General features: G+C 66.4%; 11 protein-coding genes and 1 tRNA gene. 8 read left to right on the top strand and 4 right to left on the bottom strand.

Annotated elements, in window-relative coordinates; genetic code table 11:
• Positions 1–28: 28 nt before the first annotated feature.
• The 8 genes from BSY18_RS07355 to trxA all read left to right on the top strand — a co-directional run bounded on the left by BSY18_RS07355 (position 29) and on the right by trxA (position 14857).
• On the top strand, positions 29–3190 hold the full coding sequence (locus BSY18_RS07355; RefSeq protein ID WP_069051774.1) for an amidohydrolase family protein: 3162 nt from the start codon (positions 29–31) through the stop codon (positions 3188–3190).
• A gap of 270 nt (positions 3191–3460) precedes the next feature.
• Entirely contained in the window at positions 3461–5809 is a 2349-nt protein-coding gene (locus BSY18_RS07350; RefSeq protein ID WP_069050157.1) for a sensor histidine kinase, read from the top strand.
• A complete protein-coding gene (gene tsaE / locus BSY18_RS07345; protein WP_069050156.1) occupies positions 5806–6267 on the top strand; it encodes a tRNA (adenosine(37)-N6)-threonylcarbamoyltransferase complex ATPase subunit type 1 TsaE in 462 nt (153 codons plus the stop codon). The genes BSY18_RS07350 and tsaE overlap by 4 nt, the downstream gene beginning before the upstream one ends.
• Entirely contained in the window at positions 6264–7250 is a 987-nt protein-coding gene (locus BSY18_RS07340) for an aminoglycoside phosphotransferase family protein (RefSeq protein ID WP_083231358.1), read from the top strand. The genes tsaE and BSY18_RS07340 overlap by 4 nt, the downstream gene beginning before the upstream one ends.
• Positions 7251–7279: 29 nt before the next feature.
• A complete protein-coding gene (locus tag BSY18_RS07335) occupies positions 7280–7975 on the top strand; it encodes a nucleotidyltransferase family protein (RefSeq protein ID WP_150126230.1) in 696 nt (231 codons plus the stop codon).
• On the top strand, positions 7968–10970 hold the full coding sequence (addB, locus tag BSY18_RS07330; RefSeq protein ID WP_069050154.1) for a double-strand break repair protein AddB: 3003 nt from the start codon (positions 7968–7970) through the stop codon (positions 10968–10970). Before BSY18_RS07335 ends, addB begins: the two co-directional genes overlap by 8 nt.
• Positions 10967–14437, top strand: coding sequence for a double-strand break repair helicase AddA (gene addA, locus BSY18_RS07325; protein ID WP_069050153.1), 3471 nt, complete (start codon positions 10967–10969; stop codon positions 14435–14437). Before addB ends, addA begins: the two co-directional genes overlap by 4 nt.
• Before the next feature lie 93 nt (positions 14438–14530).
• Entirely contained in the window at positions 14531–14857 is a 327-nt protein-coding gene (trxA, locus tag BSY18_RS07320; protein WP_054133800.1) for a thioredoxin TrxA, read from the top strand.
• Here the strand turns inward: trxA and BSY18_RS07315 are convergent.
• From BSY18_RS07315 to BSY18_RS07300, 4 genes are all read right to left on the bottom strand, one after another.
• Positions 14854–15645 (bottom strand): inositol monophosphatase family protein, encoded by a 792-nt coding sequence (locus BSY18_RS07315; protein WP_069050152.1) that lies wholly within the window; start codon positions 15643–15645, stop codon positions 14854–14856. The two genes, trxA and BSY18_RS07315, sit on opposite strands and share 4 nt — an antisense overlap.
• Positions 15645–16253, bottom strand: a complete 609-nt coding sequence (locus tag BSY18_RS07310) for a glutathione S-transferase family protein (RefSeq protein WP_069050151.1) — start codon at positions 16251–16253, stop codon at positions 15645–15647. The genes BSY18_RS07315 and BSY18_RS07310 overlap by 1 nt, the downstream gene beginning before the upstream one ends.
• Positions 16254–16258: 5 nt before the next feature.
• On the bottom strand, positions 16259–17485 hold the full coding sequence (argJ, locus tag BSY18_RS07305) for a bifunctional glutamate N-acetyltransferase/amino-acid acetyltransferase ArgJ (protein ID WP_069051772.1): 1227 nt from the start codon (positions 17483–17485) through the stop codon (positions 16259–16261).
• 116 nt (positions 17486–17601) lie between these two features.
• Positions 17602–17685: transfer RNA gene (locus BSY18_RS07300), tRNA-Leu, on the bottom strand.
• Between the last annotated feature and the right edge of the window lie 57 nt (positions 17686–17742).

Raw genomic sequence — 17742 nt, 5'->3', positions numbered from 1 at the left:
CGCCGCCATTGCGGCGCTGGCCCTGTCCATGCCCGCGCTGGCCCAGGGCAAGCCTGCGGACAAGACCGCCAGCTGGGACGTCAACGCGCCGCCGATGAAGACGCGCACCATCCCGATCAAGGTCGATGAAGGCACCTGGATGAACCTGGATGTCAGCCCCGATGGCAGCCGGATCGTGTTCGATCTGCTGGGCGATATCTACACCATGCCGATAAGCGGCGGGGCTGCGACTCGCATCGCAGAGGGGCTGGCCTATGAGCAGCACCCGCGCTTCTCGCCCGATGGCAGCCGGATCGCCTTCACCTCGGATCGCGGCGGCGGCGACAACATCTGGGTCATGAACGCCGATGGTTCGGACAAGCGCCAGCTGACCAAGGAGACGTTCCGGCTGCTCAACAACCCCAGCTGGAGCCCCGACGGCCAGTATATCGTTGCGCGCAAGCACTTCACCACCGGGCGCTCGCTGGGCACCGGCGAGCTTTGGCTTTACCACATCAGCGGCGGAAACGGCGTTCCGCTGGTCAAGCGCCCCAGCGAAGTCCACCAGAAGGAGCTTGGCGAGCCGATGTTCGCGCCCGATGGCAAGGGTATCTTCTACAGCAAGGATGCCACCGGCGGTCCGATCTTCGAATATGCGCAAGATTCCAACGGCCAGCTCTTCGTGATCGAACGCTATGACATGGCCACCGGCAAGGTCGAGCGGGTGACCGGCGGTCCCGGCGGCGCGGCGCGACCGCAGCCTTCGCCCGATGGCCGCTACCTCGCCTTCGTCCGGCGCGAACGCGCCAAGACCAAGCTCTACGTTCGCGACATGCAGACCGGCGAAGAGCGCAAGATCTATGACGCAATGGACCGAGACGTCCAGGAAACCTGGGCGGTGCATGGCGTCTATCCGAACATGGGCTGGACCCCGGACAGCGGCAAGGTGATCTTCTGGGCGGGCGGCAAGATCCACTCGGTTGATGTGGCGAGCGGTGGCGAGAGCGTGATCCCGTTCAGCATCAACGACACCCGTACGATCATCGACCCTATTCGCCCGCAAAAACCCGTCGCCCCCGATACCGTGGCGGTGACCATGCCGCGCTTTGCCAGCGTCTCGCCCGATGGCAGCCGGATGGTGTTCGAGGCGCTGGGCAAGCTCCACCAGCAGCCCGCCAGCGGCGGTGCGGTGCAGCCGCTGGTCAGCAATGGCGGCAGCGATTTCGAGCTGTTCCCGTCCTATTCGCGCGATGGCAGCCAGATCGTCTATGTCAGCTGGGACGATGCCCGGCTGGGCGAGCTCCGTGTCGTAGGCGCAGGCGGCGGCGAGGCTCGGACGATCAGCAAGACGCCGGGGCACTATCGGCGTCCGCAATTCTCGCCCGATGGCCGCTCGGTGGTCTATGAAGCCGGCGGCGGGGGTGGCCTGACGTCGGACGCCTGGGGCGCGGCGCCTGGCATCTATCTGCTCGATATCGCTAGCGGTGAGACCCGCCGGATCACGCCCGATGGCGGCGAACCGCATTTTGGCGCGACATCCGACCGGGTGTATTTCAGCCGCGGGACGGGCGGCAAACTGGCGCTGGTCAGCACCGATCTCAACGGCGAGGCCGAGCGCACGCATGCAAGCGGCGAGATGGTCAGCGGCTATGCGCTGGCCCCCGACGGTCGCACGCTTGCCTTCCGCCAGAATTACGCTGCGTTTGTGATGCCGTTCATGGCAGGCGCGGTGGATCTGGGCGCAGGCCGGGGCGGCGGGGCGCTGCCTGCGGTGCAGGTGAGCGAGGGCGGGGCGACCTTCCTCCAATGGAGCCATGGTGGCCGCCAGCTCAACTGGTCGCTGGGGCCCGTCGTCTATTCGGCCGATCCGGCGCGCGCGATCGCACCGGGCCCGGTTGGCAAGGCGGACGCAAAGTTCGCAGCGCCCAAGACCGGCGTCGCGATCAATGTCACCGCACCAGCGGACAAGCCTTCGGGCACGGTCGCGTTCACCAATGCGCGCATCGTGACGATGGCGAATGACGCAGGCGGCATCATCGAACGCGGCACTGTGGTGGTGCGCGATAACCGTATCCTTGCGGTGGGAGCGAACGTCGCTGTCCCGGCAGGCGCGCAGACCGTGGATGTCGCGGGCAAGACCATCATCCCCGGGTTGATCGATGCGCATGCGCACGGCCCGCAGGGGCAGGACGACATCATTCCGCAGCAGAACTGGAACGCGGTCGCGCATCTCGCGCTGGGGGTCACGACGATCCACGATCCGAGCAACTCGGCGGCGGAAATCTTCCCCGCCGCCAGCTATCAGCGCGCGGGCAAATATCTTGCCCCGCGGATCTTCTCGACCGGCGAGATCGTCTATGGCGCCAAGGCCGCAGGGGTCTTTGCCGAGATCGACAGCCTTGCCGATGCCCGAGCGCACACCACGCGGCTGAAACTGCAGGGCGCACACAGCGTCAAGAACTACAACCAGCCCCGGCGCGATCAGCGCCAGCAGGTGGTCGCAGCGGCGCAGGCCGACAATCTTGCCAGCGTCGCCGAGGGCGGATCATTGTTCGGGATGGACATCTCGCTGATTGCCGATGGCAACACCACGCTGGAACACAACATTCCGATGGAAACGCTGTACGAGGATGTCCGCAGCTTCTTCGCGCAGAGCAAGGTCGGTTACACACCGACTTTGGTGGTGACCTATGGCGGTCCGGCGGCTGACCCCTATTGGCGCAGCCACATGGATGTCTGGAGCCACCCTATCCTGAGCAGACACGTTCCGCGCCGCCGTCTCGAGGCAACGTCTGTGCGCCGCGAGATTGCGCCCGAGGAGGATTATTCCGATACCGCATCGGCGCGTGAAGCGCTGGCGCTGGCGCGGCGCGGGGTCCCCGTGGGCATCGGCGCGCACGGCCAGGAAGAAGGGCTCGCATCGCACTGGGAGCTGTGGAGCTTCGTCAAGGGCGGCATGACCCCGCTCGAGGCGCTTCGCACCGCAACCATCAGCGGGGCTCGCTCGCTGGGCTTCGACAAGGACATCGGGTCGATCGAACCCGGCAAGCTCGCCGACATGGTGATCATCGATGGCGACCCGGTTGCCGATATCCGCCAGTCCGACAAGATCACCCATGTCATGCTCAACGGGCGGCTCTACGACGTGCCGACGATGAACGAGACCGTGACCGGCACTGCGATGCTGAAGAAGTGGTACTGGGAAAAGTAGGGGGCAAAGCCAGCCCGGCTGTGCCAGCCGATTTCTGTTCCCGTCACCCTGAACTTGTTTCAGGGCCCATTTTGCCGACTATAGCATCAGATGCTGCGGACAGATGGGTGCTGAAGCAAGTTCAGCATGACGGGTAGGGAGGGAGGTTTTGCAGTCGTGCGATTGGCTTTATGCAAAAGCGTTCGGCATTTTGCGCAGCCACCAAATTGAGCTACGGCCAACAGCAATGACGCGGGCGATTTCAAACAACCAATATGCGGCGATTCGGCCATGCTGATCGGCAACGGCAGCATGCTGGTGATTGCGCTTGTCTTCGCAGGCTGGACCGGCGCAGCGATCTGGGCGCTGGTCACCGGGCTGCAGATGCGAAGGTCGGCGAGCACCGCGCGGCGGCAGCTGCGCAGGCTCACACGGCTGGTCGATTCAGGGCCCGCAGTCCCGCTGATCGTGCGGTCGGATTCGCGGATCGAGGGACCTGAAAAGGTCGCGCGCTGGCTGGGCCTTGCCAAGCTGCCGCCGTATCTGTCCGAGCTGGCGCAGGAGGACAAGGGCCTGCCGCGCGATGCGCTCGACGCCTTGGGCAAGCAGATCACCACCGCGCAGAAGAGCGGTGCGCCGTTCGAGACCGCGGTCACCGCTCTGGGGTCGAACCGGCGGCTGCGGATCGAAGGCAAGCTAGCCGACCCGCAGACGATCGCGCCGGGTGCGGTGCTGTTGTGGCTCTACGATGCGACCGAAAGCGAAACCCGCATGGCCGCGCTCGCCGATGCCGAGGCAGAAGCCAAGCGCGCGTTCGATGCGCTGTCCGGGCTGATCGAGGCCGCGCCGATCCCGATGTGGTTCCGCCGCGAGGATCTCTCGCTGCTGCTGGTCAACACCGCCTATGTCCGCGCGGTCGGCGGGCAGGATGCGGCGGACGTGGTGCAGGCGGGGCAGGAGCTGGTCGAAACCATCGACGGGCTCACCCCGATGGCGGTCGCCGCGCGCGCGATCGAGAGCAACGCGCCCTCGAGCCGCACCGTCACCACCACGATTGCCGGAACCCGCCGCGCGATGGAGATCGTCGATCTGCCGATCAGGGGCAGGGGCGTTGCGGGGTATGCGATCGATGTCCACGATCTCATCCTCGCGCGACAGGCGACCGACCGGTTCCGCGATGCGCAGCGCGACATGCTCGACAACCTGTCCGCAGGCGTGGCGCAGTTCGACGCGCAGCGCCGTCTGATCTTCGTCAACCAGCCGTTCGTGCGAATGTTCGCACTCAAGCCGCAATGGCTACAGGACGGGCTGGAGTTCGAACGGCTGATCGACCGGATGCGCGAGGCGGGGCGGGTGCCCGAGGTCCGCGATTTCCCCGTCTGGCGCGACGAGAAGCGCGAATGGTTCCATTCGGCCGAGCCGAAAGAAGAGGTCTGGCTGATCCCCGATGGCACGCACCTGCGCGCCATTGCCCAGCCCACCCCCGACAACGGCCTGCTGCTGGTGTTCGAGGATCGGACCGAGCAGGTGCAGCTGGCGAGCGCACGCGACACATTGCTGCGCGTGCGCACCGCGACCTTCAACAACCTGTTCGAGGCGCTGGCGGTGTTCACCTCCGATGGCCGGTTGCATCTGTGGAATACGCGGTTCGGTGCGGTGTGGGATGTCGAGGAGGGCGTGCTCGCGCAGCATCCGCGTGCCGACGAACTGCTCAAGGCGATAGCGCCGCGCCTCAAGCGGCCCGCGCAGATATCCGCGCTGCGTGAAGTGATCCGCGCCGCAACGCTCGACCGGGTGCAGCGTGCAGGCCAATTGGTGATGAAGGATGGCCGGGTGTTCGATTTCGTCGGCATCCCGCTGCCCGATGCGAGTGCATTGTTCACGATGATCGACGTGTCCGACGCCAAGAAGATGGAAGACGCGCTGCGTGAGCGCAACGAGGCTTTGGTCGAGGCGGATGCGATCAAGACGCGGTTCCTCGCCAACATGAGCTACGAATTCCGCACCCCGCTGACCTCGATCGGCGGCTTTGCCGAGCTGCTCGCGAGCGGGGTTGCAGGGCCTTTGTCCGAACAGGGTCAGGATTATGCCAAGGCGATCATCGATTCGGTCGAACGGCTATCGGCGCAGATCAACATGGTGCTCGATCTCAGCCAGAGCCAGGCAGGCACGCTGCCGCTCAAGCTCGAGCCCACCGATATCGGAGCGCTGCTGGTCGATGTCGCCAAGGGTGCGGCGGGGCTTGCGGGCGGTCGCAACATCGCGCTCGAACTCGACGTCAAGGGCCAGCCCGGCAGCGCCGAGGTCGATCGTGCGCGCTTTGGCCAGGCGATTGCGGCGGTGGTCGACAATGCCCTGCGCTACACGCAGGAGGGCGGACGCGTGCTGCTGCTGGGCGACCGGTTCCGTGGCAAGTTGCGGATCGTGGTGTCCGACAACGGCCCCGGGCTTGACGCCCGTGCCCAGGCGCGCGCGCTCGATGGCGTGTTGCAGGCAGACGAGGCGGGCGGAAAACCGTTGCAGAAGCGCTCCGGACTTGGCCTGCCGCTGGCGAAGAACCTGATCGAGGCGCATGGCGGCAGGATGGAGCTGATGAGCGAGCCCGGCGCGGGAACGATCGTCACGATCCTGATGCCATGACGATTGCCATCGCATCGCTGGATGCCATGCAGGCGCTGGGCACGGCGCTGGCCGAGGTCGCACAGCCCGGTGATGTCATCGCGCTGTCGGGTGATCTGGGCGCGGGCAAATCGACGCTGGCGCGCGCGATCCTGTTGGCGCTCGGCTTTGCTGGCGAGGTGCCCAGCCCGACCTTTGCGCTGATCCTGCCCTATGATCCGCCAGAGGTCCGCATTCCGGTGATCCATGCCGATTTCTACCGGCTCGATGGCGCGATGGAGCTCGATGAGCTGGGGCTCGATGCGGGCGATCCGGCGCTGCTCATCGCCGAATGGCCCGAGCGGGTTGGTGGCCTTGATGGGCCGGACACGCTGGAATTGCGGATCGAGGGCACCGATGCTAGCGAGCGCACGATTACTGCGCAGGCCGGATCGAACTGGCACGCGCGCTGGCAGCAGATTGCAGGTGGTGTGAGTTGAACGATCGTGATTCGGTTATCCGGGGTTTTGCCGAGGGGGCAGGTTGGGGCGGTGCAGAGATCGCACCAATCCCCGGCGATGCCTCGTTTCGCCGTTATTTCCGGGTGATCGAGGCGGATCGCCGCGCGATCCTGATGGATGCGCCGCCGCCGGAGGAAGACCCGCGACCGTTCATCGATGTCGCACGCTACCTGACCGCACAGGGCCTGCGCGCGCCAGAGATCATCGCGGCCGATGCCGAAGCCGGGCTGGTGCTGCTCGAGGACTTTGGCGATGTCCGCATGCGCGAGACGGTCGATGCTTCTGACGGCGAAACCGAGCGCACGATCTATGGCAAGGCGATCGAAACGCTGGTGCATCTGCACCAGCGCCCCGCTGCCAGCGTGCCGCTATACGATCGCGCTGTCTACCAGCGCGAGGCCGGGCTGCTGACCGAATGGTATTGTGCCGCGCGCGGGCTGGATGTGGATGTTGCGGGCTATGTCCGCGCCTGGGATCAGGTGCTCGATGCGATGGATGCTTCTGCGCCGCAGGTCACGGTGCTGCGCGATTATCACGCCGAGAACATCATGCTGCTGGACGATGGCAAGCAGGGGCTGCTCGATTTCCAGGACGCGCTGGTGGGCGATCCGGCCTATGATCTGGTTTCGCTGCTGCAGGATGCGCGCCGCGATGTTGCACCCGCTTTGGAGGCCGAGATGATCGCGCATTATCGCGCCCTGGCCAATCCGGCCTATGATTTCGACACCGCCTATCATGTGCTTGGCGCGCAGCGGAATGCCAAGATCGTCGGCATTTTCGTGCGGCTGTGGAAGCGCGACGGCAAGCCGCGCTATCCGCTGATGATCCCGCGCGTATGGGAGGCAATGGAGCGCGATCTCAAGCACTCCTCGCTGGCGCCTGTCGCAGCCTGGTTCGACGCCAATATCCCGGCAGAATTGCGCGATCCTCGCGCCACCCTCGGCGGCGAGTTCGCGCTGTGAGCGCGCGCGCGCCTTTTGCGCGTACCGCGATGGTGATGGCTGCCGGGCTCGGCAAGCGCATGCGGCCGCTCACCATCACCACCCCCAAGCCGCTGGTGCGCGTGGGCGGCAAGCCGCTGATCGACCATGTCATGACGCACCTTGCCGAAGCCGGAATGCAGCGCGTCATCGTCAATGTGCATTATCTTGCCGACGCGCTCGAGGCGCACCTCAAGGCGCGCGATTATCCGTTCGAGGTGATGATCTCCGATGAACGCGAGCTGTTGCTCGAGACCGGTGGCGGGCTGGTCAAGGCGTTGCCGATGATTCAAGAGGACCCGTTCTTTTGCCTCAACAGCGACAATGTCTGGCTGGAGAGCGCGCGCTCGTGCTTTGACGAGTTGCGCGCGGCATGGGACGACAGCCGCATGGATGCGCTGCTGCTGCTGGTGCCGCACAGCCGCGCGGCAAATTATCAGGGAGTGGGCGATTTCCACCTCGACCAGATGGGCCGGATCATCCGTCGCCGTTCGGGGCGGGTCGCGCCCTATATCTATACCGGTATCCAGCTGCTTTCGCGGCGGCTGCTGGCGGGTGCTCCCGAGGGGGCATTCTCGACCAACATCCTGTGGAACCGCGCCATCGCCGAGGACCGGTTGTACGGCATCGCGCATCTGGGCCAGTGGTTCGATGTCGGCACGCCCGGCGCGATCGAGCCCACGGCCGAGGCCCTGTTGAATGCCTGACCCTGTCCAGACCAGCGTCTATGCCATCGGGGCGCAGCGCGGGTTTGCGGATGTTCTGGCGAGTGGGCTGCTCGGCCGTTTCGGGAAGGACCCGCTTGGCCTTGCCCGCGTCACGCTGCTGATCCCCAACCACCGCGCCGGGCGTGCGATCACCGAGGCGCTGGTGCGGCATGCGGCGAACGGCCTGCTGCTGCCGCGCATGGCGTTGATCGGCGATATCGATCTCGACGAGAGCCTGGGCGCTTTGCTCGATCCGCTGGGCGAGGGCGAGATCGTCCCGCCCGCGGTCGATCCGCTCGAGCGTCGCTTCCGGCTGGCGGCGATCATCGCGCGGGAGGGCGCGGGGCGGCCCGGCGCGCAGGACCCGGCAGAGGCTCTGCGCCTCGCTGCCGAATATGCGCGTGTGCTCGACCAGTTGCAGATCGAGGAGAAGACGCTCGACCAGCTCGACTCGGTCGATGTCGAGGCCGACCTCGCCGACCACTGGGCGCAGGCCCGCGACCTGTTCGTCCGTGTGGGGCGCGCCTGGCAGCGGGAGCTTGCCACCGAGGGGCGGATCGATCCTGCCGAACGACGCAACCGGTTGCTCGCCAAGACCGCCGAGCGCTGGCGGGTGAGCCCGCCCGACAGCGCGGTAATCGCCGCCGGTATCACCACGGCAGCCCCGGCTGTTGCGCGATTGCTGCGCAGCATTGCGCACCTGCCGCAGGGCATGGTGGTGCTTCCCGGGCTCGATCTGGAGATGGACGAGGCTCTGTGGGGAGCGATCGGTTCGCCGGTCCCGATGACCATTCCGGGCGAAGCGCCGCCTGCCGAACGTCCCGCGATCACTCACCCGCAATATCATCTCAAGCAGTTGTTGAATGCGATGGACATCTGCCGCGATGAGGTCCAGCCGTGGCTGCCCGAACCGCGCACCGGGCTGGTCGCCGATCGCGCCAATTTGCTGCGCAGCATTTTCCTGCCCGCAAGGCTCAGCGACCGCTGGGTCACGCTGGCGGCAACCGAGCGCCGCACAAAGGGCATCCGGATCATCGAAGCAGAAACGCCCGATGAGGAAGCGCAGACCATTGCCTTGCTGGTGCGCCAGGCGCTCGACATACCCGCGCGCCGCATCGCGATCGTGACGCCGGACCGCACGCTTGCCGCGCGGATCATTGCGCATCTCAGGCGCTGGAACATCGAGGCGGATGACAGCGCGGGCGAGGCTTTGCCGGTGACGCCGCCGGGGCGTTTCCTGCTGGCGGTGGCGCACTGCCTGGCCGAAGATTTTGCGCCGGTCGAACTGCTCGATCTGCTCAAGCATCCACTGGCCCAGCCGGGCGAGGGCAGACTTGCCTGGCTCGATCAGGTGCGCGCGCTCGACATAAGGCTGCGCGGGCCCCGGCCGGCCCAGGGGATGCGCGGGATCGATGCCAGCATCGGCCAACCCGAGCTTCGCGAATGGTGGGGCGGCGCCAAGGCGCTGCTGGCGCCGATCGCGCAATTCCCGCGCGATCCGCAGCCGCTGTCCAGCGTCATCGCCGCGATTGTTTCCACGGCCGAGGCACTTAGCGGCCAAGCCGTTTGGAACGGCATCGCCGGGCGCTGCGCGTCCGATCTTGTGCAGCAACTGCTCGCACGCACCGGCAGCCATGACCCGCTGGTGACAAGCACCCAGGCCGCAACCATCCTGTCGCGGCTGATGGCCGAGAAGGCTGTGCGCCCGCCCTTTGGCAAGCATCCGCGCGTTGCGATCTACGGTCTGCTCGAGGCGCGCTTGCAGAGCGCCGATCTCGTCATCTGTGCCGGTTTGAACGAGGGCGTTTGGCCGCAGATCCCGTCGCCCGATCCCTGGCTGGTACCGATGGTGCGCAACGCGCTCGGGTTGCCGCCGCTGGAGATGCGCGTCGGGCTTTCGGCGCAGGATCTGGCAGGCGCGCTCGCTTCTCCCGAGGTGGTGCTCACCCGTGCGCGCCGCGATGGCAGCGCACCCACGGTCGCCTCGCGCTTCCTGCTGCGTCTGCAGGCGGTCGCGCCCGACAAGGACATGGAGGATGCCGGCACGCTGGCGCTGGCGCGCGCGCTCGACCGGCGCATGCCACAGGTGCGAATCGAAAAGCCGTCACCGCGACCCACGCCCGCGCAGCGCGCAGTCAGGCTCTCGGTAACCGAGCTCGATCGGCTGCGCGCCGATCCCTTCGCCTTCTACGCCAAGCGGATCCTTGCGTTGCGCTCGCTCGACCCGGTCGATGCCGAACCCAGTGCGGCGTGGCGCGGCACGCTGGTGCACGAGATTCTGGAGCTTTGGCACAAGGAGGATGGGCTCGATCCCGTGGCATTGGTGCCGCGCGCCAATCTGTTCCTTGCACGGGCCAACGTCCACCCGCTGATCAAGGCGCTGTGGCGGCCCAGGTTGGTCGCGGGGCTCGAATGGATCGTCCAGCAGACGCTCGACAATGCCGAGTCCGGACGCAGGATGATCGATGCAGAACGCAGCGGCGAGATGGTCATCGATGGGGTGAAGATTTCGGGCAAGGCCGACCGCATCGACCGGATGCCAGACGGAACCCTCGCGATAGTCGATTACAAGACCGGCAAGCCGCCCTCTGCCGCGCAGGTGGAAACCGGCTTTGCGCTGCAACTGGGGCTGCTGGGGCTGATGGCCGAGCGCGGCGGGTTCAACGGAGATACCGAGCGCACCGCGATCACCGGCAGCGCCGGGGTTTTCGAATATTGGTCGCTCACCCGCCACAAGGACAGTGAAACCGGTTTCGGCTATATCGACAGCCCGGTGCTGCAGGGCCGCAGGAAGAGCGGTCTGCCCGCCGATGCCATCGTCCCGACCAGCGAAAAGTTCCTTCGCGAGGCGCTAGCCAACTGGATATTGGGCGATGCGCCGTTCGAGGCCAAGCTGGTGCCCGACCATGCGCTCTACACCGAATATGACCAGCTGATGCGGCTTGCCGAATGGTACGGCCGACAGGATGGTCGCACAGGGGGCAACACGGCATGAGCGGTGCTGCGGCAAGTCTTCACCCGCTGCACGGTGACCAGGCGCTGGCAGTGTCGCCCTGCGATCAGGTCTGGCTCAGCGCGTCTGCCGGGACCGGCAAGACGCAGGTGCTTACCGCTCGGGTGTTCCGGCTGCTGCTGGAACCCGGGGTCAATCCCGATGCGATCCTGTGCCTTACGTTCACCAAGGCCGGCGCCAGCGAAATGGCCAACCGCATCAATGCGCAGCTCGCCGCCTGGGTGCGAATGAGCGATACTGCATTGGGCGCGGACCTGCGCTGCATCGGCGCGGCGGTCGATCCCGACACGCTGATCCGGGCGCGCCGCCTGTTCGCGCGCGTGCTCGATGCGCCGCAGGGCGGACTGCGTATCCAGACGATCCACAGCTTCTGCCAGTCGCTGCTGGCAAGCTTCCCCGAAGAGGCCGGGCTGGCGCCGGGCTTCCGCCCGATCGAGGACCGCGACCGGGTGCAGCTGGCGCGTGACACGCTGGGCGCGATGCTGGTCGAGGCCACACGCAATGGCGATGCGCGGCTGTCGGACAATCTGGAAGCGCTGAGCCTGAAGCTTGGGGCAGAGGCGACCGAAAAATTTCTGATGCGCTGTGCGGCCAAGCCAGATTCCATGGACATGCTCAAGGGCGACATCCGGCCCTATGTCAACGCGGCCCTCGGGCTGAAGCGCGATGAGGATGGCGGCGATCTTTCGCGGCTGTGCAGCGATGGCCTGTTCGATATCGGCAACCTCGAAGCGCTGCAGGAGAGCCATGTCCGCTGGGGCACCGCGACAGGGCAGAAGTTCGCCGATGCCATCCAGAGCTGGTTGGACATGGGCGACGATGAGCGTCTCGAGCATCTAGACCTGATCTGGTCGGTGGTCGCGATCGCCAACGGCAACTTGCGATCATTCACGACCTCGCCCAAAAAGGTCGACCCCGATTACCCCTACAAGGCCGAGAGCCTGTACTCGGATCTGCTCTCGTTGCGCGAGCATGTCGCGCTGATCGGCTTTTCGGGCGATTATGCCCGCGCGCTCGAGGTTGCCCGCAGCTTTGCGTGGAGCTTTGCCGAGGCCAAGCGTCAGGCGGGGTTGCTCGATTTCGACGACCTGATCCGGGCCGCGGCAGAGCTCCTGTCGGGTTCCACGATGGCGCAGTGGATTGCGTTCAAGCTCGATCAGCGCTTCGACCATGTGCTGGTCGATGAGGCGCAGGACACCAACCCCAGCCAGTGGGCGATCGTCGGCGGGCTGATCGCGGACTATTTCGCTGGGCAGGGCAGCAAGGCGGACCGGTTCCGCACGCTGTTCACGGTGGGGGATTTCAAGCAGGCGATCTTCGGGTTCCAGGGCACCAGCCCGCAATATTATGCCGCCGCGCGGCACCGCATCGGTGCGTTCGCGCAGGATGCAGGCCAGCCCTTCCTGGCGCTGAGCCTCGATCGCAGCTTCCGTTCGACCCAGCCGGTGCTCGACATGGTCGACGCGGTGCTGGGCGAACTGGGGCCTGCAGCCCTGGGGATTACCGACGACACGCTGCCGCTGCACGAAGGCCGTGCCGGGCCGGGTGTGGTCGAGCTGTGGCGCCCGGTGGGCGACAGTGTCGAGACCGAGGACGGCGAGAGCGAGGCCGGAGCCGAAGGCGAAGCCGCGGAGGAATGGCTGTCGGGCGCGGACCTGCGGTTCGCACATCAGCTGGCAGACCGTATCGCAGTCTGGCTTAACCCCGCATCGCCGCAGAGGCTTTGGCTGGCGCGGCGCTCGGATGGCAGTTCGGGTTGGGCCGGTGCAGGCGATATCATGGTGTTGCTGCGGCGGCGCGGCGAGCTGGCGTCGCTGATCGTGGCGCGGCTTTATGCGGCGGGCGTCCCCGTTGCAGGGATCGATCGGCTACGGCTGGGCCAGCCTCTGGCGGTGCAGGATCTGGTCGCGGCCATCCGCTTTGCGTTGCAGCCGCTCGATGACCTGACCTGTGCCGCGCTGCTGGTATCACCCTTGTGCGGATGGACGCAGGAAGAATTGCTTCGCTATGGCCATCGCCCGGACAAGCGCGCTTTGTGGCCGCATCTGCGCGATCAGGCGCGCGATGACGCAGGCCTGCAGGCGCGGCTGGAGACGCTCTACGCGCTGCTGGGCATGGCCGAATACGGCACCGCCTATGATTTCCTCGAGCAGGTGCTTACCGGTCCCATTCAGGGTCGCGCCCGTCTGGTCGCGCGGCTGGGCGGCGAGGCGCTGGACCCGATTGCCGAGCTGCTGTCCCTCGCGCAGAAGTTCGCCTCCAGCCATGATGGCGGTCTGCAGGCGTTCCTGCACTGGTTCGATGCGGGCGACGAGGAGATCAAGCGTGAGTTGGCCGGGCAGTCGGACATGGTGCGGGTGATGACCGTGCATGGCTCCAAGGGCCTGCAGGCGCCGATCGTCATACTTGCCGATGCCTGTGTCGACCCGGCGCGAAAGGTGGACAGCAGCTTCGACTGGCCGGTGGAGATCACGGGCGCCGACGCCACGATTGATCTGCCGGTCTACAGCCTGCCAAAGGCCGAGCGGGTAGGGCCGCTTGCCGAGGCGCACGATGCCGCGCGCGAGGCCGATATGCAGGAGCATTGGCGGCTGCTCTACGTCGCGATGACTCGCGCGGCCGAGCAATTGTATGTCGGCGGAACGCTGGGCCGGCGCGCCAAGGAACCGCCCGAACAAAGCTGGTATGCCGCAATCGAACGCAGCTTCATGGGGCTGGGCTGCGACTGGTGCGACGAGGGCGATGGCGCCTTCCGCCGCTTCGGCAGCGGTGCGCTGCCATCGGACCAGGCACAGGCGCGCGCCGAGGTCCGGTCTGCTGAATCACCTGCGCTGCCGGATTGGGCGCTGACCCCCGCCGCGCCCGAGCAGCGCCCGCCGACCCCGCTGGCGCCGTCTTCGCTGGGCAAGGACGACACCGCCAGCCCCCCGATCTTGGGCGCTGACCTCGCCAAGGCGGCCCAGCGCGGGCTGATCATGCACAGCCTGTTCGAGCGGCTGCCCGCGGTGGCACCCGAAGAGCGGCGCGAGGCCGCGCGGCGCTGGCTGGCGAGCCAGCACGGCATGGCCGACAGTGCCGAGGCCGATGCGATCATCGATTCCGTGAGCGCGGTGATCGATCATCGCGACTGGGCTGACATCTTTGGTCCAGGCGCTCTCGCCGAGGCGCCGATCGCAGCGGTGGTGGGGCTGAACGTCGTTACCGGAACGGTCGACCGGCTGCTGATCGAGCCCGACCGGGTGCTGGTCGTGGATTTCAAGACCAGCCGTCGCCCGCCGCGCAGTCTGGAGCAGCTGCCGATCGCGCATGTCCGCCAGATGGCGGCCTATGTCGCGGCGCTGCGGCTGATCTTTCCGGGGCGGGTTGTCGAGGCCGGGTTGCTGTATACCGCGACGCCGCAGCTTTTCGTGCTGCCCGATGCTTTGCTCGCCGCGAAGAAGCTGGACTAAGCCACGGCACAGGAATAGTTGGGGCGCACGCCTTGAGCGGCCCGACTGCCGCGCTTACATTCCACACCAAGTCACCAACAAGGAGTTATCCCCATGGCCACCACTGCAATCAGCGATGCAAGCTTCGATGCCGATGTCCTCAAGTCCGACAAGCCGGTGCTCGTCGATTTCTGGGCGGAGTGGTGCGGCCCGTGCAAGATGATCGGCCCGGCTCTCGAAGAGATCAGCGACGAGCTTGCGGGCAAGGTCACGATCGCCAAGATCAACATCGACGACAATCCCGATGCCCCCGCCAAGTATGGCGTGCGCGGCATTCCCACCATGATCCTGTTCGACAAGGGGCAGATCGTCGAAACCAAGGTCGGCGCCGCGCCCAAGAGCGCTCTCAAGAGCTGGCTCGAAGGCGCGCTTCCGGCCTAAATGAGTATCGCTGCCGCTTCGTCCCACAGCCGGGGTGAGGCGGCGGCGATCATTCCGGTGCGGCGGTCGCCCGGCAGATAGCGCGAACCGTCTAGCCGCGCCGCCTTGCCGCCCGCTTCCTCGACGAACAGCACGCCTGCGGCATGGTCCCATGGCAGCGTGCGCTCGAACAGCGTGACATCGTTCTCGCCCAGCACCAGACGGGGATACTGCTCGGCGGCACAGCGCGGTATGTCGACGAGGCGGAATCTGCCTTCGGCTGCGCGGTTGATCGCGCTGCGGCGCGGCTCCTCGATGAACAGGGTCGAGATCGCCGCGACGGGTAGCTGCTCGCCGCTCTCGCGGGCGGTGACCGGCAGATCGTTGATGAACGCGCCGCCGCCGCGCACTGCGTGGCACATGCGGTCAGCCAGCGGATCGTAGAGCCAGCCCGCCACCGTCTCGCCGCGCTCGACCAGCGCGATGATGATGCCGAACGGCGGATGGCCATTGGCATAATTGTGTGTGCCGTCGATAGGGTCAATGATCCAGGCAGTGCTGTCGTTGACACGTTCGATCAGCACCGGGTCAGCCTCGACCGCTTCCTCGCCGACGATGCTGGCCTGCGGAAGGATGTCCGCGAGCCCCGCGCTCAGCCGCCTTTCGCTTTCCTGGTCGGCGATTGTTACCAGGTCGCCCGGGGTCTTCTCGCTGATCTGGGCCGAAGACAGCTGCTGATAGTGGTGCAGCACGACCTCGCGCGCGACGGTGCGGATCAGGTCCGAGACGGGGGTGTAGAGCGTGTGCATCAGGTCAGCGCGATCATGACATTGGCGGCAAAGCCGGGGCGCGTCTTGAGCCGGTCATACCACGCCCTGACGTGCGGCATATCCGGTCGCGGCATCGCCAGCGTGAACCAAGTATGCGCATAGGTACCCATCGGGATATCGGCGATGCCGAAGTTCTCGCCGGTCAGCCAGGGTTGCTTCGCCAGCACATCCTCGAGCATCGCCATCATCCGTGCGGTGGTCTCCGCTCCCCTGGCAATGACGGCGGCGTCGTGTTCTTCGACGGGCTTGCGCACCAGCATCAGGAACACATCGCGCTGCGCATCGGCAAAGGCGAACTGCCAGTCCATCCACTTGTCCGCCGCGGCGCGCTGCTCCAGATCATCGGGCCACAGATGCGGGGCGTAGCGCGCTGCAAGATAGCGCAGGATCGCGTTCGATTCCCACAGCACCAGCCCGTCATCGTCGATCGTCGGGATCAGCGCATTCGGATTGAGCGCAAGATACGCCGCATCCATCCCGAACTTGCCGCCGACATCATGGCGCACATAGTCCAGCCCGATCTCCTCTGTGAGCCACACGACCTTCTTGACGTTATGCGAGTTCAGGCGGCCCCAGATGGTGAGCATTCAGCTTAGCTCCGGTAGTCGGCGTTGATCGAGATATAGCCGTGGGTGAGGTCGCAGGTCCACACCGTTGCGCGGCCCTGTCCCAGCCCGATACCGGCCTCGACCAGAATCTCTTGCCCCTTGAGGTGCGCCGCAACCGGGGCTTCGTCATAGCCTTCGACGACGACCCCCTTGGCTGCAACCTCGACCCCGCCGAAGCGGATCAAGAGCAGGTCGCGCTCAGCAGGTTCGCCGGCCTTGCCCACCGCCATGACGACGCGGCCCCAATTGGCGTCCTCGCCCGCGATCGCGGTCTTGACCAGGGGCGAGTTGGCGATCGAGAGCGCAATGCGGTGCGCGCTCTCGTCGGACACTGCGCCGGTCACCCGCACCTCGATGAACTTGCTCGCCCCTTCGCCATCGCGCACCACCAGATGCGCCAGCTGCCGGCACAGATCGGCCAGCGCGGCGGCGAACGCATCCGCGCCCACGCTGTCCATCGTCTCGAGCCGGGGATGATCCGCCTGGCCGGTGGCAAAGGCGAGCACGGTATCGCTGGTCGACGTGTCGCTGTCGACGGTGATGCAGCTGAACGTGCTGCGGTTGGCCGCGCTCAGCATCTGCTGAAGCAGCGCGGGCGCGATGGCGGCGTCGGTGAAAATGTAGCCCAGCATCGTTGCCATGTCGGGCGCGATCATTCCCGAACCCTTGATCACACCGACCAGTTCGACCCGCCGGTCGCCGATCATTGCGCTGGTGGTTGCGGCCTTGGCGAAGGTATCGGTGGTGCCGATGGCGTCGGTCAGATCGCGCCAGCTGCACGGGGCTGCGGCGAACGCCGCGTCGAGACCCGCGCGCGCCTTGTCCTGTGGCAGCGGAACGCCGATCACCCCCGTGGCCGAGACGAACACCTCCTGCGCCGCGCAGCCGAGCTGTGCCGACACCGTGTCGACGACCATCTGCACCGCATTGCGGCCCTTGCCCCCGGTAAAGGCGTTGGCGTTGCCTGCGCTCACCACCAGCGCGCGGGCGCTGCCCTGGGGCAAAGCACTGCGGCACCATTCCACTTCGGGCGAGGGGCATTTGCTGGTGGTGGTGACGCCGGCGACTGTCGTTCCGGGGGCGAGCTCGACAAGGCTCAGGTCGCAGCGGTCCCAGTCTTTGTACCGCGCGCGCGCCACATGCGGGGTGACGCCGGCGATTGCCGGAAGGTGGGGAAAGGGAAGCGCGAGCGGCGAGACGGAATGGGACATGATGCGATCCAGCAAGAGCGAACACTGCGCCCGGCACTAAGCCGGATTTTGCCCCATGCAAGCCTTTTGCCTGGAAGCGCCCGGGTCGTGGTCTGGATCGGTCGGGCAGGGGCTCTTGGTGCGGGCGGTGGGACTCGAACCCACACTCCTTGCGGAACCGGATTTTGAGTCCGGCGCGTCTACCATTCCACCACGCCCGCCAAGAAGCGGCAGCCTATAACGGGTCGGGAAATTCCTGCAACCCGCAAAAGCCACCG

It is taken from the genome of Blastomonas sp. RAC04 (assembly GCF_001713435.1).
GTDB lineage: Bacteria > Pseudomonadota > Alphaproteobacteria > Sphingomonadales > Sphingomonadaceae > Blastomonas > Blastomonas fulva.
The sequence above is the reverse complement of the archived record's forward strand: the minus strand, read 5'-3'. Positions and strand labels throughout refer to the sequence as shown.